Below are 22,809 nucleotides of genomic sequence, written 5' to 3' on the forward strand. Positions count from 1 at the left end.
TAACCCTATTACCACGGCAGTAAACCGCTATCATGGTGATGAAAGTTCATGAGCGAGTCAGAGGAACGTAAGCTCGAATCTCGACTGCGGGAACAGGAGTACTTCCACCCGTCGCCGAAGTTCGTCGGGCAGGCCAACGTCAGCGACCCGGCCGTCTACGACCGGTTCGAGGACTTCCCGGCGGGGTTCGAGGAGTACGCCGAACTCCTCGACTGGGACGAGCGCTGGAAGGAGGTGCTCGACGCCTCGAACCCGCCGTTCTACGAGTGGTTCACCGGAGGGAAGCTGAACGCGAGCTACAACTGCGTCGACCGTCACCTCGACGAGCGGAAGAACCAGACGGCCCTGCTGTGGGAGGGCGAGAAGGGGGAGGTCCGGCGGATCGCCTACCAGGACCTCTACCGCGAGGTGAACGAGCTCGCCGCCGCGCTCCGGGCGGCCGGCGTCGAGGAGGACGACGTCGTCACCCTCCACCTGCCGATGGTGCCTGCCCTGCCGATCACGATGCTCGCCTGCGCGCGCATCGGCGCGCCCCACAGCGAGGTGTTCGCGGGCTTCTCCGCGACCGCGCTCGCGGACCGCGTCGACAGCGCGGACTCCGACTACGTCGTCACCATCGACGGCTACTACCGCCGCGGCGAGTTCCTGAACCACGTCGAGAAGGCGGACAAGGCGATGGAGGAGGTCGACGGCGACCCCGAGGTGCTCGTCTGGACGCGCCACGACGAACCCCACGAGAGCGTCGACGTGAGCGACGATTACACGCTCGTCTCCGACCTGCTCTCCGAGCACCGCCGCGAGACGGTCGAACCCGTCTCGCGGGACGCCGAGGACCCCCTGTTCCTGATGTACACGTCGGGGACGACCGGCGAGCCGAAGGGCTGTCAGCACCGCACCGGCGGCTACCTCGCGTACGTGACGGGCACGTCGAAGTACGTCCTCGACATCAAGCCCGAGGACACCTACTGGTGCGCGGCGGACATCGGGTGGATCACGGGCCACTCCTACATCGTCTACGGCCCGCTCGCGCTCGGCACGACGAGCGTCATGTACGAGGGCGCGCCGGACTACCCGCACAAGAGCCGCATCTGGGAGATCGCGGAGAAGTACGACGTGGACGTCTTCCACACCTCCCCCACGGCCGTCCGGCAGTTCATGAAGTGGGGCCCCGAGTACCTCGAGGGCTACGACTTCGAATTCCGCCACATGACGACGGTCGGCGAGCCGATCCAGCCCGAGGCGTGGCTCTGGTACTACAAGCACATCGGGAAGGAGCAGGCCGTCATCGTCGACACGTGGTGGCAGACCGAGACGGGCGGACACCTCATCACGAACCTGCCCGCGCTGAAGGACATGAAACCCGGCAGTGCCGGCGTTCCCTGTCCCGGCATCGAACCCGCGCTGCTCGATGACGAGGGCGAGGAGATCGAACCCGCCACCGGACAGGCCGGTAACCTCATCATCAAGCGCCCGTGGCCGGGGATGCTCCAGACGGTCTACGGTAACGACGAGCGGTTCATCAGCGAGTACTGGGAGGACTTCTCCGACACGGAGAGCGACGACTGGCGCGACTGGAACTACAAGGCGGGCGACGGGGCGGTCCACGAGCGCGACGGCTACTTCCGCATCCTGGGTCGTCTCGACGACGTGATGAACGTCGCCGGCCACCGACTCGGGACGATGGAACTCGAGAGCGCGGTGGCGGAGGTCGAGGACGTGGCCGAGGCCGCCGTCGTCTCCCGCGAGCACACGGAGAAGGGCGAGGTGCCCGACGTGTACGTCATCCTCCGCGAGGGGGTCGAGGAGAACGAGGAGGTCCGCGACCGGATCGTGCGCGCCGTCGAGGACGAGATCGGCAAGTTCGCCCGTCCGTCGAACATCGTCTTCGTCGACGATCTGCCGAAGACGCGCTCGGGGAAGATCATGCGCCGCCTCCTCGAGAACATCTCCAACGACGAGGACCTGGGCGACACGACCACCCTCCGGGACCCGAGCGTCCCCGAGGAGATCCGCCAGCAGGTCCGGAGCGACTGAACCGCGTCGAACCGGCGGTGGGAAACGGGGAACGTGGGCGCGTCGAAGTCGCTCGACGCCGCTCGACCCCACCGCCGTCTCCCTGCTCGCGGTCTCGGTACTCGGCCGTCGGTGTCGCGCACGCAGGTTCTCACTCCCGGGACGACCGCCGACCGCGCCTGCTACGTGATCTTCGGCCGTCGGCGTGGCCCAGTCCGACCGTCACTGGTGAGGGGACCGAAGCCGAGATCGAGGGGGAAACCCGAACCGACCGCCCGACGCGTGACCGAGCGAGCAGCAGGTGCGATACGTCGATCGTCCCGGGGCCTCTCCACTATCCGCCCGTCCGCCTATCGTCTGTCCGCCCGTCCACCTATTCGCGCCGGTCGCGCTTCTCCGATACCGGTTCGGCGTACCGGTTCGAGACGAACACGATCGCGACGATGACGACCCCGAGGATCGTCGCGAGCGTGATCGCCCCGTAGGCGGCGACCCCGAGCGACGTCCCGGGGAGGGGGACGACGCCGAACAGCCGCGGATCCCAGTCGCCGGGGCGGACGATCGGCAGGATGTAGCCGAGGCCGCCGGCGACGGCGACCACGATGGCGTAGAGGACGAGCACGGCGGTCGGCCCCCGGAGCTGTAGCGTGTCGTTGCTCACACGCCGCCTACGGAATCGCGTGGGATTACCCTTTTGAACCGCGCCCCCGAACGCGTGAATATGGGCCAGAAGGAACTCATCTTGCTGATTCTCGTCGCCATCGCGGCGTTCATGTTCGTCACCGGCATCGTCCTCGTGCTGAACAGCGTGTGACGCTCTACGGCGTTCGCCTCGTTGACTCGACGGCGCTCCCGTCGCTCGCCGTCGAACCGGTAGAAGGGATCGGGGGAACGAGAGAGCGGTTCTCCGTCGCGGTCGTCAGTCGTCGTCGGTCGGTCCGTCTTCGGTCGCCGCCCCGGACGACTCGCCGCCGTCGGTGACTGCGGTCCGGATGCGCTGGTCGTTCCACACGAACTCGCGCCCCTCCAGGCCGACCTCCTCCAGGTCCCAGGGATCGAGACCCGCCTCGGGACCCTCGTACCACGACTGGACGAAGTTGTAGAGGAAGACGACGCCCCCGAACAGCATCAGGAACGCGCCGAGCGTCGCCGCGACGTGCAGCGCCTGGATGAGGGTGAGCGAGACGAGTTCGGTGCCGAACTCGTAGGTGGCGTACCGCCGGGGCATCCCCTCGTAGCCAAGCAGCAGCATCGCGAGGAACGTGATGTTGGTGCCGACCATCCACGTCCAGAAGTGCACCTTCGCGAGCGTACGCTGATACATCCGGCCGGTGTAGATCGGGTACCAGTAGTAGAGCCCGGCGAAGCCGGCGAACGCGATGGCCCCCATCACGATGTAGTGGAAGTGGCCGACGACGTAGTAGGTGTCGTGCAGCACCAGGTCGACGGGGATCGAGGCGAGGAACACGCCCGTCACCCCGCCGATGATGAAGTTCTGGACGAACCCGATGCAGAACAGCATCGGGGCGGTCAGTCGGATGCGCCCGTTCCACATCGTCGTGATCCAGTTGAACACCTTCACGGCGCTGGGGATGGCGATGGCGAGCGAGACGGCCATGAACGACGCGCGGATGCGCGGATCGATGCCCGTCGAGAACATGTGGTGGGCCCAGACGCCGAAGCTGAGGACGCCGATGGCGAGCGTCGAGTAGACGACGAACTTGAACCCGAACAGCTTCCGGCCCGCGAACCGCGGGAGGACGTAGCTGACGATCCCCATCGGCGGGAGCACGAGGATGTACACCTCGGGGTGGCCGAAGAACCAGAACAGGTGCTGGTAGAGGATCGGGGAGCCGCCCTCGACCGTGAAGAACGTCGTCGCGAAGTTCCGGTCGAGCAGCAGCATGATGAGCACGCTCCCGAGCAGCGGGAAGGAGAACAGGATGAGCCCCGACTGGGTGAGGATGGTCCAGCTGAAGATGTCGAGGTTCGCCCAGTTCACGTCGTCGCCGGCCTCGGTGAAGATGGTGGCGATGAAGTTGATCGCGCCCATGGTCGCCGAGACGCCCGTGAGGTGTAACCCGAGCAGCATCAGGTCCGCCCCGGCCTCGGGCTGTTCGATCGAGAGCGGGGTGTACATCGTCCACGAGAGCTGCGAGGGGTCGACGCCGAACGGGACGAAGAAGAACCCTGCCCAGATGAGGAGCGCGCCGGGCGGGAGCAGCCAGAAGGCGATGGCGTTGATCCGCGGGAACGCCATGTCGTCCGCCCCGATCAACAGCGGGATCAGGTAGTTGGCGAACGCGGCGATGATCGGCGTCCCGAACAGGAACAGCATCGTGATCCCGTGGGTCGTCAGCAGCGCGTTGTAGAGCCCCTCGCCGCCGTTCGCGACCCCCATCGCCTCCGCCATGGGGGCGAGCACGTCGCCCGCGGGGGTGAGCAGTTCCGTGCGCATGAGGATGACCGCGAGGCCGCCCCACACGAAGGCGATGACGCCGTAGGCGCCGTACATCATCCCGATGTCCTTGTGGTCGACCGTCGTCAGCCAGCGGATGAGGCCCGCCGGTTTCTCCTCCGTCGCGTACGCCGACTCCTCACCGTACGCGCCGCCGCCACCGGCCAGCGGCGTGTACGACCGCCAGTCCTCGACGCGGGTGAGCAACACCGCAACGGCGGCGAGGAACACCCCCATGAGAACCGTCAGCGCAAGCTGAGCTGAAACGTCCATACGTCACCTGTGTACCGGGGGATTAGAAAGGTTGTGTTCGCGCCGCGACCCGCCGCCGGCGGGCGATCGTCACGTCGTCCGATGCCTACTTCGCGGGTGCCGCTTCCTCGTCGGAGCGCTCCACTCGCTCGAGGCCCTCCGCCTCCATCTTCGCCTCGGACTCGGTGATCGCCTTCCCCGCGTAGTAGGTGAGGATCGCGAGCCCGAGAAACGGGGCGACGAGCAGTCCCATCTGGATGGTCGTGTCCACGAGATTGAAGCCGAACGGGGCGACGACGACGAACAGCCCCACGAAGAACAGGATGATGAACAGCGGGATAACGTTCACCGAGAGGTCGAGCAGCGTCTCCCGATCGAAGACGTCCGGTGCCATACCGCGACGTTACGCGAGCGTCGTAAATAGTGTGTTGGTTCCTCGCCCGCTCAGAGCGCGTCGACGTCGCGCTCCACGAGGCGGGCGACCTGGCTCGCCACGAGCGCGATGACGCCCGCGAAGAGAACGGAGACGCCGCGCTGGACGACGCCGTTCAGCTCCGGGCCGACCAGTCCGCCCCAGACGGCGTCGAGCGCCGCCGGGAACCCCTCGAACGGCAGGACCTGCGAGGCGGTGATGGCGAGTCCCAGCGCGACCAGCAGCCCGCCGACGAGCGAGAGCGTCCCCCACGGTCGCTCGGCGTACCCCGACTCCTGGATGATGCCCGCGACGCTCCCGGCGAACAGCAGGAGTCCGCCCACCGACAGCGGGATGATGTTGAGAAAGACGCCGACCTCCGAGATGACGAATCCGAGGGCGACGAACAGCGGCCACGGACTCGACATCCGGTACTGGTCGCTCAATCCCGGTTGATCGTCCATGTCGGAGGAAGGGGTCGGCCCACCAAAGGCGCGTCGAATCGTCGCCGAGCCGGGCGACGAACGCCGGGCCGACGAACGCCGAAAACAGGAGCGTAAAACCGAAATCGGAGTCAGGCGAAGGTCCGCGAGACGTCCTCGTTCTCTTCGGCCTCCTCCTGCTGGATCTTCTCCCAGGCGGCCTCGAAGTCCGCCATGTAGACCTCCGTGCGGTCGTCGCGGATGGCGAACATGCCCGCCTCGGTGCAGATCGCCTTCACGTCCGCGCCGCTCGCGTCCTCGGTCGTCTCGGCGAGCTTCGCGAAGTCCACGTCGTCCGCGACGTTCATGCTCCGGGTGTGGATCTGGAAGATGCGCTCGCGTCCCTCGACGCCGGGCTTCGGCACCTCGATGAGTCGGTCGAAGCGGCCGGGGCGGAGGATGGCGCGGTCGAGCATGTCGAAGCGGTTGGTCGCCGCGATGATGGAGATCTGCCCGCGTTCGTCGAAGCCGTCCATCTCCGAGAGCAGTTGCATCATGGTGCGCTGGACCTCGGCGTCGCCGCTGGTCTTCGAGTCGGTCCGCTTCGACGCGATCGCGTCGATCTCGTCGATGAAGATCACGGCGGGCTCGTGCTGGCGGGCGAGTTCGAACAGGTCGCGGACGAGCTTTGCGCCCTCGCCGATGAACTTGTGGACGAGTTCGGAGCCGGCCATCTTGATGAACGTCGCGTCGGTCTGGTTCGCGACGGCCTTCGCGAGCATCGTCTTGCCCGTGCCGGGCGGGCCGTACAGGAGCACGCCCGCCGGCGGCTCGATCCCGACGGCGTCGAACATGCCCGGGCTGGTGAGCGGCATCTCGACGGTCTCTCTGACCTCGTCGATCTGCTCGTCGATGCCGCCGATGTCCGCGTAGGAGACCTCGGGCTTGCGCTCGACCTGCATGACGCGGGCGCGGACGTCCGTCTCGTTGTCGAGCGTCTTGACGATGGAGAGGGAGTTGTTCACCGCGACGCGGCTGTCGGGTTCGATCTGCGACCGCATCTCGTCGGTGACGTCGGTGAGCGCCTCCTGGTTGTTGCCGTGCTGCTTGATGATGACGCCGTTGTCGGTGACCTCCTGGACGGTCGCGACGAACAGCGGCGACTGCTTGAGCTTCTTGTTCTCGTGGGTCAGCCGCTCGAGCTTCTGCTGGAACTTGTTGTTCTCGGCGTTCGCGTCGAGGAGCTTGTCCCGCATCTCCTCGTTCTGGCGTTCGATGATCTCGAGCCGTTCGCGGAGGGCCGATATCTTGTCCTGCTGTGACGCGTCGTCGTCGTACGGCAGGTCGACGTCGTCAACAGTGTCGGTCATTGGACCCGTCTAGCACGTGCGTTCATAAGAGGTTTCGGGTCGGTACAAACCGGCCAAAGCCGACGCGAACCGGCCGCCCGACGGCGGTTTCGGGGGACGATACCGACCCATACGTAGATTCCCAGTAGTAATTTTGCATTCAAAAATATTATTACCCGGCATCCGAAAGGGGTGCGTATGAGTACGACCTGCGAGTCCGAATCGGATCGACCAGGGGGATGGGAATCGGTGCGCGAACTCCCGCCGAGCGCGAAGCTCGTCGCGAAGGTCCTCGAGTACGACGGGCCGCTCACACAGCGGGAACTCGCCGAGGAGACGCTCCTGCCGACGCGGACCGTCAGGTACGCCCTGACGCGACTCGAGAAGGCCGACGTGGTCGCCTCGCGCGTGTCGTTCACCGACGCCAGAAAGCGGATCTACTCGCTCGACATTCCGACAGGTCCGGACCCGTGAAGACAGGGTTCTGGACATAGTGTACGCGGTGTGACTCTCACGCGTTCGGTTCGGAGTAGAGCGCTTTTACCGACTGTATAACCGGATATTCCGATATTCCCCTCTATCCAGAGTAATTTCAATTGCATCCGAGTATGAGTGAAGCACGTACTAAAATGATCATATGTATTTCATAACTATCGGGGTGCGCGGAGAAACGCGGGTAAATGGCACGCGTAGTACTCTCGATCGACGCGGAACTAGCCTGGGGGTTCCACGACCACCCCGAGCCCCCGGTGCGCGAACTTCGGCGCATAGCGGCCGGCCGACGGGGGTGGGGTATTCTCCTCGAACTCCTCGATGAGTTCGACCTGCCCGCGACGTGGGCGGTCGTCGGACGGCTCTTTCTCGCCCGAACCGACGACCAGATCTACACCGCCTACGCCGCCGACGGGGGCGTGCCGATCGATCCCGCGACGCTCTCCGGCTCCGCCGATCAGTGGTACGGGAACGACCTCGTCGAGCAGATCCGCGACGCGCGGGCCGATCACGAGATCGGCTGTCACACGTTCACCCACCTCGACTTCACGGCGGACACTACGACCGCCGAGGTGGCGCGCGCCGAACTCCAGGCGTGCGTCGACATCGCCCGGGAGCGCGGCATCGAGATGGAGTCGTTCGCCTATCCGCGCAACCGCGTCGCCCACCGGGAGGTGCTCGCCGAAACGGGGTTCACGTGCTACCGCGGGCGCGCACCGCCGCGGTGGTACGACCGATCCTGCCTCCGGGCGCTCGGTAAGTTCGCCGCCTACGCCGGGGGGTTCTCCGCCCCGCCCACCGTCTACCCGACGGTCGACGAGTACGGCCTCGTGAACGTCCCCGCGTCGCTGCACCTGTTCGGCTTCGAGAGCTACGCGCGAACCCTCGCCCGCCCGTTCCGTCGGGATCCGGTCGTGAAGCAGGCGAGACTCGGCCTCGAACGCGCCGTCGAGGAGGACGGCGTCTTCCACGTCTGGTTCCACCCGAACGACCTCGTCGGCCCGGAGGAGGTGGGCCGCCTCCGGGCCGTCCTCGCGGCCATCGACGCGATGCGCGAGCGGGGGGACGTAACCGTCGAAACCATGGGGGAGGTCGCGAAACGCACGCTCGCATGAGCGGCGACGAGTACGCGATTCGCCCGTACCGGGACGGGGACAGGCGGGGATACATCGACCTCTACGAGGCGGTCTTCGGGGCGAGGAAGGACGCGGACTGGTTCGCGTGGAAGTACGAGGACAACCCCTACGTCGATCACGTCCCCGTCTACGTGGCGGAACGCGACGGCGAGATCGTCGGGGTTCGGTCGTTCTTCTGCCTCCGGTTGCGCGCGAACGGACGCACCTACGAGAGCCTCGAACCCTGCGACACGATGGTCCACCCCGACCACCAGCGAAGGGGGCTGTTCACCCGGATGACCGAGCGAGCGATCGAGCGCTACGCCGACGAGCCGTTCGACTTCTTCTTCGACTTCCCCAACGAGAAGTCGCTGCCGGGGAATCTCAAACTGGGCTGGGAGGTCGTCGAGACCGTCCCGACGTACTACCGGATCCAGCACCCCGGGGCGTTCACCCCCTTCGGCGACGAGAGCCTCGTCGGCCGCGTCGTCGACGCCGCCGGCGCGACGGCCATGAGCGCCTACTTCGGCCTCCGAGGGACGCGCGCGCGTCGCCTCGTCCGGGGCGTCACCGTCTCGCGGTACGACGTGATCCCCGTCGAGACGCTCGTCTCGCTGTACGAGGGCCGGATCCCCGACCGCTTTCACGCCGACCGCGACAGGACGTTCTACGGCTGGCGGTACGAGAACCCGGAGTACGACTACACCGCCTACGTCGCCCGGCGGGACGACGCCCCGGTCGGGGCCGCGATCGTCGGGACGAGCGCGCGCCGCGGCGTCGCGAACGTGATGGACGTCCACCCGCTCGACGGCGGGTCGGCCGGCGCGCCGGCCTACGCGGCGCTCCTCCGGACGATCCTGCGGGACGTCGAGGACCTCCCGCTCGTGGCCGTTCGCGGCGGCGGCCTCCCCCCCGATCTCCTGACCGCCTTCGGCTTCCACCCCGACACCGCCTTCCCCCTCTCGCAGGTCACCGAACCGGCGACGCTCGTCGCGCGCCCGCTCACGGACGAGCACTCGTGGGTCATCGACGGGAAGGACCTCACCGACCCCGACAGCTGGCTGGTCTCGATCTGCGAGAAGGACACGACCTGACCGGGACCGCACCCCCACGAGTGTCACCCCGTTCGGCGACGGCGCGGCTCCGCGGTCACGGTCCGCCGCTCGCCGCGTCGTCTCGCGGCCTCTCGGCCGGCGGTCCGTCGTCCGTACTCACCGCGTACACCCCGAGCAGCAGCAGTATCCCGCCGCCGACGAACCCGGGGCCGACGGTCTCGCCGAGGAACGCCACGCCGAGCAGGACTCCGACGACGGGCTGGGCGAAGAAGAACACGGCGACCGCGCTCGCGTCCGCGTACTCCATCCCCTTGTACCAGCAGTACCAGGCGGCCGCGGTGCTGAGCACGCCGAGGTAGAGGACGGCCCCGACGACCGGGAGCGTCGTCGGAACCGACCCGAGAGCGCCGGGGTGCGCGGCGAGTTCGACCGGGACCAGCAGCCCGAACAGGGGCACCGACAGGACCGTCGCGTACGTGACCGTCTCGAGCGCCGAGTACCGCCGGACGAGCGGTTTGCCGAACGCGGTGAACGCGGCGAAGCAGAACGCCGAGAACAGCAGCAGTCCGATCCCGAAGAGGTTCCCGCCGGCGAGCGCCCCGAGGTCGTACTGACCCGCGAGCACGGCGAGCGTTCCGGCGGACGCCAGGAGCGTTCCGACGGCCTTCCGGCGCGTGAGCCGCTCGTCGAGCGCCGTCACCCCGAGGACGATGATGAACACCGGCGTCGAGACGGTCAGCAGCGCGCCCTGGCTCGCGTTCGTCAGGTCGGTGCCCACGAACTGGGTCGTGAGCGCCGCCGTCAACCAGACCGCGAGACCCCCGAACCGCCGCCACTCCCGCCGGGCGAACGAACGGGTCGGCGTCGTCGCCCGGACGACGGGGTAGAGCACCGCCGCGCCGAGCGCGACCCGCAGGAACGCGAGGGTGAGCGGCGGGATCGCGCCGAACCCCCACTTGCTCACGACGTACATCCCGCCCCAGAGCGCCGCCGCGAGCAGCGGCGCGGCCGCCAGGATCCGATCGCGGTCCATCGGGCGGACGGACGTTCGCCGGCCCGAAGAGTCGGACGGTTCGTATCCTAACCCCCGTCCGCCCCGCCGCGCGCGGGCCGCGGCCGGTCGGGGTCGTCGGGACCGTCAAGGTCCCCGAGGTCGTCGAGCGCGGTGACCGCGGCCCCGAGGAGCTTGCGCTCGGCCCGGCGGAGCGTCTTCGAGATCGCGGCGTCGGAGACGCCACACCGGTCGCCGAGGGTGGCGAGGGTCTCCTGCCGCGGCGTCGCGTAGTAGCCGCGCTCGACCGCCGTCCGGAGCACGCGGCGCTCGGTCCCCGTGAGGCGGTCGCACCCGGCGAGGAGCGCGGCCGCCGCGTCGAAGTGCCGGTACACGTCGGGCGCGTCGGATCCGTCGAGACGGGTCCGCTCGACGACGGCGAAGTCCTCGCGTCGGTCGAGCGCGGCGAGCGCGGCGTCGACGGCCGCCGAGTCGGTGAACCCGACGTGCCAGCGCTCCCGCCCGGCACGGTTCGTGAAGGGGCCGATCACCGCCCCGCCGTGGGCGGTGATCGCGTCGATCGCGGCGGTCTCGTCGAACAGCGCCCGGACGGTCGCGCTGGAGGCTCGTTTCCGTCTCAGCTCGAAGCGGTGCATCGTCTCGGCCCCGCCGAGCGCCCGAACGCCGGCCTCCAGTTCGGACCGATCGTCGGCCGAGGCCTCGATCCAGAGGTCCCACCGGCCCGTCTCCGGGGAGAAGTTCCAGTACGGCGTGGTCAACGTCACCTCGTGGTCGGCGGTCGCCCGCGCCAGGGGACAGTCGTCCTGCCAGAGGTCGAGCGCGACGCGGTACATGTCGAACAGGTTGGCCGGACGCCCGTAAAACAGTTTCAACCGGCTCCGTCGAGATCCGATCGGTCACCGCTCGGCGGCCGACGGTCGCTACCGGGGGCATCGATCCGGCCGACCTTCCGACGGCGGCCCCTCGAACGCGGGCGGAAGCCCGAGATGCTCGATGCCGACTTGTTCCCCGATCCGGAAACCGGTAGCGTTCGGTGTCCTCCGACGCGCTCGCCCGTTCGAACACGTCCTGACGCCACCGCATCTCCAGGGCGTCCATTCGAACCGTGCCGTCGTCGCCGGGTTCGTCAATTGTCAGTAGGTGGAGAGACGCGGTCGAGTTCCGTAACGGGTTCGCCGATTCCCGGACGGCGGGGACGACGCCGCGCCGCCCCCGAACTTCTTATACCGGGACGCGCCATCGACGGCATGGCCGACCCCGTCGCCGTCAAGCGGGCGCTCGCGCGCCTCGCCGCGTCGCCGAATCGCGATCGAACCGTCGTCGAGCGCGCCGTCGCCGCCCGCGGGGACGTGGCGCTGGCCGCGGCGTTCGTCGAGTCGGTCGGGCTGCCGCGCCTCCGCCGGGCCGTCGCGTGCGGTCCGGCCGGCGAGGGGCGTGAGGGATGCGATCCGGGCGACGAGGGGCGGGCCGCGCTCCGCGCGTTCGAGCGCTACCGCGCCGCCGCCCGGGGGGACCACTTCCGCCCCGGTCACGCAACGGATTTAGGATCGGATACGAAACGGGGAGGCAGATGACGCGCGTGATACACACCGGGGACACGCACATCGGGTACCGACAGTATCACCGGTCGGAGCGCCGTCGGGACTTCCTCGACGCGTTCGAGCAGGTCGTCGAGGACGCCGTCGCCGACGGCGTCGACGCGGTGGTCCACGCGGGCGACCTCTTTCACGACCGCCGCCCCGACCTGCCCGACCTCCTCGGCACGCTCTCCGCGCTCAGGACGCTCGACGACGCCGACATTCCGTTTCTCGCCGTCGTGGGGAACCACGAGTCGAAGCGCGACGGCCAGTGGCTCGACCTCTTCGAGTCGCTGGGCCTCGCCGTCCGCCTCGACCGCGAGCCGCACGTCGTCGGCTCGACGGCCTTCTACGGCCTCGACTTCGTCCCCCGGTCACAGCGCGCGGCGCTCGACTACGAGTTCGCCGACCACGACGCTGACCACGCCGCGCTCGTCACTCACGGCCTGTTCACGCCCTTCGACTTCGGGGAGTGGGACGCCGCGGAGGTGCTCTCCTCGTCGACCGTCGCGTTCGACGCGATGCTCCTCGGCGACAACCACGCCGCGGACCGGGCGCAGGTCGAGGGGGCGTGGGTCACCTACTGCGGGTCGACCGAGCGCGCCAGCGCCGACGAGCGGGCGGACCGCGGCTACAACATCGTCACCTTCGACGGCGAGGTGTCGATCGCCCGGCGCGGCCTCGACACCCGCGAGTTCGTCTTCGTCGACGTCGAACTCTCCCCCGGCGAGGGGATAGAGCGCGTGCACGAGCGGGTCGACCAGCACGACCTCGCGGACGCCGTCGTCATCGTCACCGTCCGCGGCGACGGCGAGCGCATCACCCCCGCAGAACTGGAGCGGGAGATCGACGAGCGGGGCGCGCTCGTCGCGCGCGTGAGCGACCACCGCGAGTTCGAGGAGGTGCGCGACCTGGAGGTGAGCTTCGCCGACCCCGACGAGGCGGTGAACGAGCGCGTCCGCGAACTCGGCCTCAGCGCGGCCGCCCGCCACGTCGACGAGGTGGTCCGGGCGAGCAAGGTCGCGGACGCGAACGTCGCCGAGGAGGTGGAGTCGCTCGTCGCGGAGATCGTCGAGGAGGGCGACCCGGACGCCCTCGAAGCGATCGAGCCGACGACCGGGGCGGCAGCGGCCGACGACGCGGCCGACGCGACCGACGCCGGCGGGGAGGAGAGCGGAGCGGGGAGCGGGGAGACGGACTCGCCGTCGCCATCCGCGCCCCCGTCGGCCGAGGGGGGGCGCGGAGACGGGGGAAGCGAGGGGAGCGAGGGAGGCGAGGGAAGCGAGGGAAGCGGGAACGAGTCGGGGTCGGCCGCCGTCCCCGAGGCCGGGTCGGAGACCGTCGCGACCGAGGCGGACGGTGCCGGGAGTGCGGAGGACCAGTCCACCATGGGTGACTTCTGATGCGGTTCGAGCGCATCCGGCTGGAGCACTTCAAGTGCTACGACGACGCGGACCTCCGCCTCGACCGCGGCGTGACGGTCATCCACGGGTTGAACGGGAGCGGGAAGTCGTCGCTGCTCGAAGCGTGCTTCTTCGCGCTCTACGGCGCGCGGGCGCTCGACACGACGCTCGACGAGGTCGTCACCATCGGGAGCGAGGAGGCCACGGTCGAACTGACGTTCGTCCACGGCGGCGAGCGCTTCCGCCTCGAACGGCGCGTGCGCGTCAGCGGCGACCGCGCCCAGACCGCCTCGTGCGTCCTCGAGACGCCCGGCGAGGGCGACCCGATCGAGGGCGCGCGGGACGTGCGCTCGTTCGTGACCGACCTCCTCCGGATGGACGCCGAGGCGTTCGTCAACTGCGCCTACGTCCGCCAGGGCGAGGTGAACAAGCTCATCAACGCCTCGCCGAGCCAGCGCCAGGACGTGATCGACGACCTCCTGCAGCTCGGGAAGCTGGAGGAGTATCGCCAGCGGGCGAGCCAGGCGCGCGTGGGCGTCGGTCGGGTCCGCCGCGACCGGCGCGCCGTCCTCGACAGCGTCGAGGAGCGCATCGCCGAGAGGGAGGAGGAGGACCTCCACGGCCGCCTGAACGCCCTCGAGACGGAGCTCAACGAGACGAACGACAGGCTAGAGAACTACGAGCAGCAGCGCGACCGGGCCCGCGAGAGCCGCGACGAGGCCCGGCAGGTGCTCGACCGATACGAGGAGACGCGGGAGCGACTCGACGCGCTCGACGCGGAGATCGACGAACTCCGATCGGAGATCGCCGAGGCGGAGCGCGATCGCGAGGCCCACCGCGAGGCGATCGCGGCGGCCCGCGAGCGCGTCGAGGACCTCGAGGCGGCGGTCGAGGACCTCCTCGACGACACCGCCGTCGACGAGGCGACCGCGGAGGCGATCGCGGCGCGCCGGACGGCGCTCGACGAGCGCGACGAGGAACTCGCCGAGCGGGCGAGCGAGCGACGGATACAGGCCCAGGCGTTCGACAACCAGTCGGAGCGACTCGCCGAGCGCGCCGACGAACACGAGACGCGGGCGGCGGAGAAGCGCGAGCGCGCCGAGACGCTCGCGGCGACCGCCGAGGAGACGGCCGGGGACCTCGAGGCCGACCGCGAGACGCTCTCCGACCTCGACGCCGAGGCCGAGGCGCTCCGGGAGCGCTTCGCCGACGCGGCGGTCGAACCCGGGGAGGCGGCCGCCCGCCTCCGCGAACTCCGCGGGGAGCACGAGGCGCGCCAGGGACGGGTGGCGGAACTCGTCGCCGACCGGAACGCCACGAGGGAGCGCCTCGACGAGATCCGGGAACTGCTCGACGAGGGGATGTGCCCCGAGTGCGGCCAGCCGGTGGAGGACTCGCCCCACGTCGAGTCACGCGCCGAGTACGAGTCGAGGGTGGCCGACCTCGACGCGAAGCTCGAGGCCCGGCGCGAGGAGCTCGCGACCCTGGAGGAGCGCGTCGAGCGCGCGGAGGCCCTCCTCGAGGCGGAGAACCGGCTGGGCGAGATCGAGAGTCGCCGAGAGTTGCTCGAGGAGCGCATCGCGGAGCGCGCCGGAACCATCGACGAGAAGCGCGAGCGCGCCGAGACGCTCCGTGGGGAGGCCGCCGACCTCGAATCGCAGGCCGAGGAGAAGCGCTCCGTCGCGGAGCGGAAGGCGGCCGAGGCCGACGCGGAGCGCGAGGCGATCGCCGACCTCACCGAGGAGCGCGAGGCGATCGCGGGCGAACGGGACGCCCTCGAATCCGCCCGCGAGCGCCTCGACGAGATCGCGGAGGAGGAGGCGGCCGTCGAGGACCGCCGCGAGAAGCGCGCGCACCTGGACGAGCTCAACGACCAGCGCCGCGACCGCCTCGCGGAGAAGCGCGAGCGCCGGGGGGAACTCGACGCCGAGTTCGACGAGTCGAGCGTCGAGAGGGCGCGCGAGCGCCTGGAGAACGCCGATGAGTACTTAGAGCAGGTCGCGTCGGTCATCGAGGAGGTGACCGAGCGGCGGGACGAGCTGGTCGGGCGCATCGAGCGGACCCGCGGGGAGCTGTCGGACCTCGAACGCCTGCGCGAGGAGCGAGAGGAGCTCCTCGCGACCGTCGAGTACCTCGAATCGCTCTACGACGAGACCGAGCAGCTGCAGGCGATGTACGCTGAGCTCCGGGCGGAGCTGCGCCAGCGCAACGTCAGAAAGCTCGAGCAGCTGCTCAACGAGACGTTCGACCTCGTCTACCAGAACGACTCCTACGCGCGCATCGAGCTCGACGGCGAGTACGAGCTCACCGTCTACCAGAAGGACGGCGAGCCCCTCGACCCCGAGCAGCTCTCCGGCGGGGAGCGCGCGCTGTTCAACCTCTCGCTCCGGTGCGCCATCTACCGCCTGCTCGCGGAGGGGATCGAGGGGTCGGCCCCCATGCCGCCGCTCATCCTCGACGAGCCGACGGTGTTCCTCGACTCGGGGCACGTCTCGAAGCTCGTCGAACTCGTCGAGTCGATGCGCCGGGTGGGCGTCGAGCAGATCGTCGTCGTGAGCCACGACGAGGAGCTGGTGGGCGCGGCCGACGAACTCGTCCACGTCGAGAAGGACCCGACGAGCAACCGCTCGACCGTCGAGCACCACGAGGGCGCGTCGCTGGCCGCGCTGCGGGCGGAGGGCGACTGACCCCGATCCGCGGCCGCGCCGACCGCGACCGCCGCGACCCCCGTCGACGGTCGCCGACGCTCAGCGGAGCCGGTCGAGCGCCTCGCGCGCCGTCGCCGTCGCGTCGTACCCCGGTTCGCCCGCCACGTCCGCGGGCTCGACGAGACCCGCCGCGCGGAACTCGGTGAGCAGTCCGAGGAGGTCGCTCTCACAGAGGTCGTAGGCGGCAAGCAGATCGCGGACGGCGATCGGGCCGCGCCGGTCGAGTTCGAGGAGGAGCCCGAGGCCGCGCTCGTCGCGGACGGCGGTGAGCAGGCGACGGACCGGGTCGGGGATCGCTCGCGCGGCGGTTTCGAGCGCCGATTCGCCCTCGACGGGTTCGAGGCGGTCGTTCGCGACGTACCGCTCCTCGCCGGTCGTCGGGTCCCGAACGCGGGAGGACTCGCTCGACCGCCTCACGAGGAGGTAGCGCGTTCCGTCGGCGGCGCGAACCGTTCGCATGTCGTCCCCTTCGCGCCCCGGGGGTTAATCGTTCCCGCTCCGGTAGCTGCGGTAGTACCGGTAGCCGAACAGCAGGGCCAGCGCGCCGATGGCGAAGACCGTCCCGCCGAGTCGGAGCTGCCCGCGGAAGACGATGAACATCAGCCCGAGGCTCGCGGCGAACAGCCCGATGTTGGCCATGACGACGACGGCCCAGAAGGCGCGAAAGACGTCCTCGGGGATGTCCGCGTCGGCGAGGTCCTCGGGGGCGGAGTACTCCACGCTTGGGCCGAGGCTGTCAGGGTCGAACTCGTCGGGTTCGTCCGGCCAGGCGTCCTCCTCGTCCTCCTCGAAGGGGTTCACGTGGACACGTACTCGGCACGCGGCGAAAAAGGCACCCGGTTGGCTCACATCACGTCGTCGAGCCGGATCGTGTTCCGCGAGAGGATCCACGCGAGAGGGTTCTGCGCGTCGTAGAAGACCAGCCCCTCGTCCGTCTCGTACGTCTCCGTCGACTCGACCGCCGCGGAGACGTCCGGCTCGCGACGCGACTCGTCGATCGACTCTGCTTCCGACGGGGCATCGTTATCGGCCATGGTCGCAACGCACTGGTATGCTATGTCATAGTATATGCTTTGCGGCAGCGGAGTGCTTTGCGGTTTGGGCGGTCGCGTGCGCCGGCGCGGACGACACCGCGGGGATTTTTACCGGTGAGGGCGAACGCCACCTATCATGAAACAGAGCGGGTTGGGCGACTACGCCGCGGGCGGGAACGGCCGGGACGCCCCCGCCGTGGTGACGGCCGAGGCGGAGGCCGTCGCCGGGGACGGCACGGGCCTCGCGCCGGAGGTGGTCGACACCTCTTCGTACCGCTATCCCGACGCCGACGGTGCCGTCGAGCTGTTCGTCACGCAGGTCGACTACACGATCGAGGGGAGCGGCCGCGACGAGCACCCGGTCGTCCACGTCTTCGGGCGGACCGCGGACGACGAGGTCGAACACGTCAGGGTCCGCGAGTTCGAGCCCTACTTCTACGCGCCGACCGACTCCCTCGAGGGTCGCCCCGAGGAGGAGTTCGACCGCCTGCTCGACTCCCGCGAGACCGACGAGGACGGCGAGCCGTTCGTCAGCATCCGCGGGGAGCGGTTGACGAAGATCGTCGGACAGACGCCCCGCGATGTCGGGCAACTGCGCGACCGCTTCGACCACTACGAGGCCGACATCCTCTTTCCCAACCGCCTGCTCATCGACAAGGACATCACGAGCGGCGTGCGCGTCCCCCGTCGCCGGAGCGACGACGGCGCGATCGACGTCCCCCACCAGGAACTGCGGCCCGTCGAGATGGACGCGACACTCCGGGTGAACACCTTCGACATCGAGGTCGACGACCGCTCGGGCTTCCCGGAGGAGGGCGAGGAGCCGATCATCTGTCTCACCAGCCACGACAACTACCGCGACGAGTACGTGGTGTGGCTCTACGAGGCCCCGAACGGCGCGGGCGGTCCCGACTCGCTTCCGGAGTACGACCCGCTCCGCGAGGGGCCGGCCGTCGAGGTCCGCTCCTTCGACCGGGAGGAGGACATGCTCGCGGCGTTCCTCGACTACGTCGACGAGACCGACCCCGACGTGCTGACGGGGTGGAACTTCGCCGACTTCGACGCGCCCTACCTGCTCGACCGACTGGAGGTACTCGGCGGCGACGGCGACCTCGACCCGAACCGGCTCTCCCGGGTGAACGAGGTCTGGCGCAGCGAGTGGCAGGGGCCGAACGTCAAGGGGCGGGTCGTGTTCGATCTGCTGTACGCCTACAAGCGCATCAAGATCTCCGAGCTCGACTCCTACCGCCTCGACGCGGTCGGGGAGGCCGAACTCGGCGTCGGGAAGGAGCGCTACCCCGGTAGCATCGGCGACCTCTGGGAGGAGAACCCCGAGCGGCTGCTCGAGTACAACCTGCGCGACGTCGAGCTCTGCGTCGAACTCGACCGCAAGCAGAACATCGTCCCGTTCTGGACGGAGGTGGCGTCGTTCGTCGGCTGCAAGCTGGAGGACGCCACGACCCCCGGCGACGCGGTGGACCTCTACATCCTCCACAAGGTCCACGGCGAGTTCGCGCTCCCCTCCAAGGGGAGCGTCGACAGCGAGGAGTACGAGGGCGGCGCGGTGTTCGATCCCATCACCGGCGTCCGGGAGAACGTCTCCGTGCTCGACCTGAAGTCGCTCTACCCCATGTGCATGGTGACGATCAACGCGTCCATCGAGACGAAGGTCGATCCGGCGACCTTCGACGGGGACACCTACGTCGCGCCCAACGGCACGCACTTCCGCCAGGAGCCGGCCGGCATCATCCGGGAGATGGTGGACGAACTGCTCGAGGAGCGCGACCGGAAGAAGGGCCTGCGCGACGAGCACCGACCGGGGTCGGACGAGTACGAGACCTACGATCGCCAGCAGGGAGCTGTCAAGGTTATTATGAATTCTTTATATGGGGTACTCGGTTGGGATAGGTTCAGGCTCTACGACAAAGAAATGGGAGCCGCGGTAACCGCAACAGGACGACGGGTTATCGAGTTCACTGAGACCGTGGCGAACGAGATGGATCACCGGGTCGCGTACGGAGATACGGACTCTGTCATGTTGGAGCTCGGCGGTCAGATTTCGAGGGGCGAGGCCATCGAACAGGCGTTCGCCATCGAGGAGGAGATCAACGCCTCCTACGACGAGTTCGCGAGCGAGGAGCTCAACGCCGCCCACCACCGGTTCCAAATCGAGTTCGAGAAGCTCTACCGGCGGTTCTTCCAGGCGGGCAAGAAGAAGCGCTACGCCGGCCACATCGTCTGGAAGGAGGGCAAGGACGTCGACGACATCGACATCACGGGCTTCGAGTACAAGCGCTCCGACATCGCGCCCATCACGAAGGAGGTCCAGAAGCGCGTCATCGAACTCATCGTCACGAGCGAGGGCGAGGAGTACCGCGAGGAGGTGAAGGAGTACGTCCACGACGTGGTCCAGCGGTTCAAGGGCGGCGACATCGGCGTCGAAGAGATCGGGATCCCCGGCGGCATCGGCAAGCGCCTCGACAACTACGACACCGACACGGCGCACGTCCGCGGGGCGAAGTACGCGAACCTCCTGCTCGGGACGAACTTCGGTCGGGGATCGAAGCCGAAGCGCCTCTACCTGAAGGGCGTCCACAACGACTTCTACGGGCGCGTCGAGCGCGAACTCGGCATCGACGCCCGGACCGACGCGCTCTACCGCGAGTTCCGCCGAAATGAGGACGTCATCTGCATCGAGTACGCCGACCAGCTGCCGGGAGAGTTCGAGATCGACTGGGAGAAGATGCTCGATCGCACCCTCCGCGGCCCCATCGAGCGCATCCTCGACGCCATCGACGTCTCCTGGGACGAGGTCGAGAGCGGCCAGACCCAGACCGGCCTCGGCCAGTACTTCTGAGTCGGGGACGAACGCGCTCGTCCCCGATCGGGCGTTCGATCCGCGAGGCGTCGTCGCGCGGCGGCTCGCGGCCACGCGCTGAAACCCGAACGAGCACGCGGAACCGCGGCCGTCTTTGCCATACGGAAACATCATTTGTCGCTGCCGGAAGCGGAATTAGGGTAGATACGAAAACATTATACACGCCACGCACCGATCACCGTACGATAAGCGCAGGTGCTCGTTATGGCACGATTAGAGATAAAGAACCTTCACGCGGAGGTCAACGAGGAAGACGGAGAACAGATCCTGAAGGGCGTCGATCTCGAGGTGGAGACCGGCGAGATCCACGCGCTGATGGGGCCGAACGGCTCCGGGAAGTCGACGATGGCGAAGATCATCGCCGGTCACCCGGCCTACACGGTCACGGAGGGCGAGGTACTGATCCACCTGGACGACGGCGACTTCGGCGAGGACTTCGAGATCCCCGAGGACAAGCGCACGTGGGACCTCCTCGACCTCGAGCCGAACGAGCGCGCCGCGCTGGGCGTGTTCCTCGGTTTCCAGTACCCCGCCGAGATCGAGGGGGTCACGATGGTCAACTTCCTGCGCACGGCGCTCAACGCCAAGCTCGAGGAGCGCGAGGAGCTCTTCGAGGAGGACGAGGGCGAGGGCGAGGGCGAGGGGGAAGTGGAGGAGGAGTCGGGCTACACCACCTCCCCGATGGAGGGGCCGGTCGACGAGGGCGAGATCGGCGTCGCCGAGTTCCAGGGGCTCCTGCGCGAGAAGATGGAACTGCTCGACATGGACGAGCGGTTCGCCACCCGGTACCTCAACGCCGGCTTCTCCGGCGGCGAGAAGAAGCAGAACGAGGTGCTACAGGCCGCGATCCTGGAGCCCTCGATCGCGGTGCTCGACGAGATCGACTCCGGACTGGACATCGACCGCCTGCAGGACGTCTCGGCGGGCATCAACGCCCTCCGCGACGAGCAGGGGACGGGCGTCCTCCAGATCACCCACTACCAGCGGATCCTCGACTACGTCGAGCCGGACCACGTCCACATCATGCTGGACGGGAAGGTCGTGAAGAGCGGCGGGCCTGAACTCGCCGAGGAACTCGAGGACAAGGGGTACGACTGGGTCCGCGAGGAGGTCTACGGGACCGCCTGAGATACGTGCGTAACCGAATTCGACTAGAGATAGGCACATAAGTGAGTAAACGTAATTACAGCCAATGAGTTCCGAGCAAGACCACCTCAAAGAGACCGACACCGAGGCGCGCTTCGAGTTCAAGAAGGAGCAGCGCGCCGCGTTCAAGTCCGAGAAGGGGCTGACCGAGGAGACCATCCGCGTCATCTCCGAGGACAAGGACGAACCCGAGTGGATGTTGCAGCGCCGCCTGCGCGCGCTGCGGCAGTTCCACGAGATACCGATGCCGACCGGCTGGCCGGGCCAGCCCGACCTCTCGGAGGTCGACGTGAACGAGATCGTCCCCTACATCCGACCGGACGTCGAGGTGCGGGGGGGCGTCGACAGCTGGGAGGACCTCCCGGATGACATCAAGGACACCTTCGACAAGCTGGGCATCCCCGAGGCCGAGAAGAACGCCCTCTCGGGCGTGGGCGCGCAGTACGAGTCGGAGATCGTCTACCAGAACATGCAGGAGCAGTGGCAGGAGAAGGGCGTCGTGTTCATGGACATGGACAAGGCCGTCCAGGAACATCCCGACCTGGTCGAGGAGTACTTCATGACGAAGTGCGTTCCGCCGAGCGACAACAAGTTCGCCGCCCTCCACGGCGCGATCTGGTCGGGTGGGAGCTTCGTCTACGTCCCGGAGGGCGTCACCGTGGAGATGCCGATCCAGGCGTACTTCCGGATGAACTCCGAGGGGATGGGCCAGTTCGAACACACCCTCATCATCGCCGAAGCCAACTCCGAGGTCCACTACATCGAGGGCTGCTCCGCACCCAAGTACAGCCACTTCAACCTCCACTCCGGCTGCGTCGAGGTGTTCGTCAAGGAGGGCGCACACGTCCAGTACTCCACCGTCCAGAACTGGTCGAAGAGCACCTACAACCTCAACACCAAGCGCGCCATCGCCGAGAGGGACGCGACGATGGAGTGGGTGTCGGGGAGCATGGGCTCGAAGGCCACGATGCTCTATCCGTGCACCATCCTGAAGGGGCCGGGCGCGACGGACAACCACATCACGATCGCGTTCGCGGGCAAGGGCCAGAACATCGACACGGGCGCGAAGGTCTACCACAACGCCCCGAACACGAAGTCCACGATCGAGTCGAAGTCGATCTCGAAGGACGGCGGGCGCACCAACTACCGCGGGCTGGTCCACATCGCGGACGGCGCGACCGACTCCTCGACCAGCGTCGAGTGCGACGCGCTCATGTTCGACAACGAGTCCACCTCGGACACGATGCCGTACATGGAGATCGAGGAGTCGAGGGTCGACGTGGCCCACGAGGCGACCGTCGGGAAGATCGGCGACGAGGACGTCTTCTACCTCCAGTCGCGCGGACTGGACGACGACGACGCCAAGCAGATGATCGTCGCCGGCTTCATCGAGCCGATCACGGAGGAGCTGCCGATCGAGTACGCGGTCGAACTCAACCGCCTGATCGAACTGGAGATGGAGGGTAGCCTCGGGTAACCCCCG

Annotated in this window: 20 protein-coding genes; 10 read left to right on the plus strand and 10 right to left on the minus strand. The window is 68.2% G+C overall.

Annotated elements, in window-relative coordinates; translation table 11 throughout:
- Positions 1-48 precede the first annotated feature (48 nt).
- Positions 49-2,034, plus strand: coding sequence for an acetate--CoA ligase (acs, locus tag P1K31_RS07085; RefSeq protein WP_276305583.1), 1,986 nt, complete (start codon positions 49-51; stop codon positions 2,032-2,034).
- A gap of 352 nt (positions 2,035-2,386) precedes the next feature.
- Here acs and P1K31_RS07090 read toward each other — a convergent pair whose 3' ends face one another.
- The 5 genes from P1K31_RS07090 to pan1 form a co-directional block, all read right to left on the minus strand.
- Complete coding sequence (locus P1K31_RS07090; protein WP_276305584.1) at positions 2,387-2,674, minus strand: DUF7520 family protein; 288 nt, start codon at positions 2,672-2,674, stop codon at positions 2,387-2,389.
- A 258-nt stretch (positions 2,675-2,932) separates the two neighbouring features.
- Positions 2,933-4,744, minus strand: coding sequence for a cbb3-type cytochrome c oxidase subunit I (locus tag P1K31_RS07095; RefSeq protein ID WP_276305585.1), 1,812 nt, complete (start codon positions 4,742-4,744; stop codon positions 2,933-2,935).
- An 85-nt stretch (positions 4,745-4,829) separates the two neighbouring features.
- Positions 4,830-5,117, minus strand: coding sequence for a DUF6684 family protein (locus P1K31_RS07100; RefSeq protein WP_276305586.1), 288 nt, complete (start codon positions 5,115-5,117; stop codon positions 4,830-4,832).
- Positions 5,118-5,167: 50 nt separating this feature from the next.
- A complete protein-coding gene (locus tag P1K31_RS07105) occupies positions 5,168-5,599 on the minus strand; it encodes a DUF7541 family protein (protein ID WP_276305587.1) in 432 nt (143 codons plus the stop codon).
- Positions 5,600-5,709: 110 nt separating this feature from the next.
- Positions 5,710-6,927 (minus strand): proteasome-activating nucleotidase Pan1, encoded by a 1,218-nt coding sequence (pan1, locus tag P1K31_RS07110; protein WP_276305588.1) that lies wholly within the window; start codon positions 6,925-6,927, stop codon positions 5,710-5,712.
- A 177-nt stretch (positions 6,928-7,104) separates the two neighbouring features.
- Here pan1 and P1K31_RS07115 point away from each other — a divergent pair, with 177 nt between their 5' ends.
- The 3 genes from P1K31_RS07115 to P1K31_RS07125 all read left to right on the plus strand — a co-directional run bounded on the left by P1K31_RS07115 (position 7,105) and on the right by P1K31_RS07125 (position 9,607).
- The gene (locus P1K31_RS07115) at positions 7,105-7,380 is read left to right on the plus strand and encodes a winged helix-turn-helix domain-containing protein (RefSeq protein WP_276305589.1); all 276 of its coding nucleotides are present in this window, start codon (positions 7,105-7,107) and stop codon (positions 7,378-7,380) included.
- A 206-nt stretch (positions 7,381-7,586) separates the two neighbouring features.
- Complete coding sequence (locus P1K31_RS07120; protein ID WP_276305590.1) at positions 7,587-8,513, plus strand: polysaccharide deacetylase family protein; 927 nt, start codon at positions 7,587-7,589, stop codon at positions 8,511-8,513.
- Positions 8,510-9,607, plus strand: a complete 1,098-nt coding sequence (locus P1K31_RS07125; protein WP_276305591.1) for a GNAT family N-acetyltransferase — start codon at positions 8,510-8,512, stop codon at positions 9,605-9,607. Before P1K31_RS07120 ends, P1K31_RS07125 begins: the two co-directional genes overlap by 4 nt.
- A 55-nt stretch (positions 9,608-9,662) precedes the next feature.
- Here P1K31_RS07125 and P1K31_RS07130 read toward each other — a convergent pair whose 3' ends face one another.
- Both P1K31_RS07130 and P1K31_RS07135 read right to left on the minus strand, forming a co-directional pair.
- On the minus strand, positions 9,663-10,601 hold the full coding sequence (locus P1K31_RS07130; protein WP_276305592.1) for a DMT family transporter: 939 nt from the start codon (positions 10,599-10,601) through the stop codon (positions 9,663-9,665).
- Positions 10,602-10,648: 47 nt separating this feature from the next.
- Entirely contained in the window at positions 10,649-11,413 is a 765-nt protein-coding gene (locus P1K31_RS07135; protein ID WP_276305593.1) for a helix-turn-helix domain-containing protein, read from the minus strand.
- A 414-nt stretch (positions 11,414-11,827) separates the two neighbouring features.
- On the opposite strand from P1K31_RS07135, the gene P1K31_RS07140 reads away from it, so the two are divergent.
- From P1K31_RS07140 to rad50, 3 genes are read left to right on the plus strand one after another with little or no spacing between them, the layout of a single operon-like run.
- The gene (locus tag P1K31_RS07140) at positions 11,828-12,154 is read left to right on the plus strand and encodes a DUF7966 family protein (protein WP_276305594.1); all 327 of its coding nucleotides are present in this window, start codon (positions 11,828-11,830) and stop codon (positions 12,152-12,154) included.
- A complete protein-coding gene (gene mre11 / locus P1K31_RS07145) occupies positions 12,151-13,560 on the plus strand; it encodes a DNA double-strand break repair protein Mre11 (RefSeq protein ID WP_276305595.1) in 1,410 nt (469 codons plus the stop codon). The genes P1K31_RS07140 and mre11 overlap by 4 nt, the downstream gene beginning before the upstream one ends.
- On the plus strand, positions 13,560-16,247 hold the full coding sequence (gene rad50, locus P1K31_RS07150; protein ID WP_276305596.1) for a DNA double-strand break repair ATPase Rad50: 2,688 nt from the start codon (positions 13,560-13,562) through the stop codon (positions 16,245-16,247). Before mre11 ends, rad50 begins: the two co-directional genes overlap by 1 nt.
- 60 nt (positions 16,248-16,307) lie before the next feature.
- On the opposite strand, the gene P1K31_RS07155 is transcribed toward rad50, so the two are convergent.
- The 3 genes from P1K31_RS07155 to P1K31_RS07165 are packed head-to-tail and all read right to left on the minus strand — an operon-like array spanning position 16,308 to position 17,302.
- Positions 16,308-16,727: a DUF7346 family protein gene (locus P1K31_RS07155; protein WP_276305597.1), complete on the minus strand. Its 420-nt coding sequence runs from the start codon at positions 16,725-16,727 to the stop codon at positions 16,308-16,310.
- A 24-nt stretch (positions 16,728-16,751) separates the two neighbouring features.
- Positions 16,752-17,069 (minus strand): DUF7322 domain-containing protein, encoded by a 318-nt coding sequence (locus P1K31_RS07160; protein WP_276305598.1) that lies wholly within the window; start codon positions 17,067-17,069, stop codon positions 16,752-16,754.
- Between the two features lie 44 nt (positions 17,070-17,113).
- Complete coding sequence (locus tag P1K31_RS07165; protein WP_276305599.1) at positions 17,114-17,302, minus strand: DUF7331 family protein; 189 nt, start codon at positions 17,300-17,302, stop codon at positions 17,114-17,116.
- A 136-nt stretch (positions 17,303-17,438) separates the two neighbouring features.
- Here P1K31_RS07165 and P1K31_RS07170 point away from each other — a divergent pair, with 136 nt between their 5' ends.
- From P1K31_RS07170 to sufB, 3 genes are all read left to right on the plus strand, one after another.
- On the plus strand, positions 17,439-20,159 hold the full coding sequence (locus tag P1K31_RS07170; RefSeq protein WP_276305600.1) for a DNA-directed DNA polymerase: 2,721 nt from the start codon (positions 17,439-17,441) through the stop codon (positions 20,157-20,159).
- A gap of 225 nt (positions 20,160-20,384) precedes the next feature.
- Entirely contained in the window at positions 20,385-21,308 is a 924-nt protein-coding gene (locus P1K31_RS07175; protein WP_276305601.1) for an ABC transporter ATP-binding protein, read from the plus strand.
- A gap of 64 nt (positions 21,309-21,372) precedes the next feature.
- On the plus strand, positions 21,373-22,803 hold the full coding sequence (gene sufB, locus P1K31_RS07180) for a Fe-S cluster assembly protein SufB (protein ID WP_276305602.1): 1,431 nt from the start codon (positions 21,373-21,375) through the stop codon (positions 22,801-22,803).
- Positions 22,804-22,809: the final 6 nt, after the last annotated feature.

It is taken from the genome of Halomarina halobia (assembly GCF_029338575.1).
Taxonomy (GTDB): Archaea; Halobacteriota; Halobacteria; order Halobacteriales; family Haloarculaceae; genus Halomarina; species Halomarina halobia.

What these genes read in the sequence shown, in the direction of transcription:
- pan1 (WP_276305588.1), bottom strand. Translation starts at nt 6,927, where the DNA reads ATGACCGACACTGTTGACGACGTCGACCTGCCGTACGACGACGACGCG.
- P1K31_RS07120 (WP_276305590.1), top strand. Translation starts at nt 7,587, where the DNA reads ATGGCACGCGTAGTACTCTCGATCGACGCGGAACTAGCCTGGGGGTTC.
- rad50 (WP_276305596.1), top strand. Translation starts at nt 13,560, where the DNA reads ATGCGGTTCGAGCGCATCCGGCTGGAGCACTTCAAGTGCTACGACGAC.
- P1K31_RS07115 (WP_276305589.1), top strand. Translation starts at nt 7,105, where the DNA reads ATGAGTACGACCTGCGAGTCCGAATCGGATCGACCAGGGGGATGGGAA.
- P1K31_RS07135 (WP_276305593.1), bottom strand. Translation starts at nt 11,413, where the DNA reads ATGTACCGCGTCGCGCTCGACCTCTGGCAGGACGACTGTCCCCTGGCG.
- P1K31_RS07175 (WP_276305601.1), top strand. Translation starts at nt 20,385, where the DNA reads ATGGCACGATTAGAGATAAAGAACCTTCACGCGGAGGTCAACGAGGAA.
- P1K31_RS07105 (WP_276305587.1), bottom strand. Translation starts at nt 5,599, where the DNA reads ATGGACGATCAACCGGGATTGAGCGACCAGTACCGGATGTCGAGTCCG.
- P1K31_RS07140 (WP_276305594.1), top strand. Translation starts at nt 11,828, where the DNA reads ATGGCCGACCCCGTCGCCGTCAAGCGGGCGCTCGCGCGCCTCGCCGCG.
- P1K31_RS07125 (WP_276305591.1), top strand. Translation starts at nt 8,510, where the DNA reads ATGAGCGGCGACGAGTACGCGATTCGCCCGTACCGGGACGGGGACAGG.
- P1K31_RS07100 (WP_276305586.1), bottom strand. Translation starts at nt 5,117, where the DNA reads ATGGCACCGGACGTCTTCGATCGGGAGACGCTGCTCGACCTCTCGGTG.
- sufB (WP_276305602.1), top strand. Translation starts at nt 21,373, where the DNA reads ATGAGTTCCGAGCAAGACCACCTCAAAGAGACCGACACCGAGGCGCGC.
- P1K31_RS07130 (WP_276305592.1), bottom strand. Translation starts at nt 10,601, where the DNA reads ATGGACCGCGATCGGATCCTGGCGGCCGCGCCGCTGCTCGCGGCGGCG.
- P1K31_RS07155 (WP_276305597.1), bottom strand. Translation starts at nt 16,727, where the DNA reads ATGCGAACGGTTCGCGCCGCCGACGGAACGCGCTACCTCCTCGTGAGG.
- P1K31_RS07095 (WP_276305585.1), bottom strand. Translation starts at nt 4,744, where the DNA reads ATGGACGTTTCAGCTCAGCTTGCGCTGACGGTTCTCATGGGGGTGTTC.
- P1K31_RS07165 (WP_276305599.1), bottom strand. Translation starts at nt 17,302, where the DNA reads ATGGCCGATAACGATGCCCCGTCGGAAGCAGAGTCGATCGACGAGTCG.
- acs (WP_276305583.1), top strand. Translation starts at nt 49, where the DNA reads ATGAGCGAGTCAGAGGAACGTAAGCTCGAATCTCGACTGCGGGAACAG.
- mre11 (WP_276305595.1), top strand. Translation starts at nt 12,151, where the DNA reads ATGACGCGCGTGATACACACCGGGGACACGCACATCGGGTACCGACAG.
- P1K31_RS07170 (WP_276305600.1), top strand. Translation starts at nt 17,439, where the DNA reads ATGAAACAGAGCGGGTTGGGCGACTACGCCGCGGGCGGGAACGGCCGG.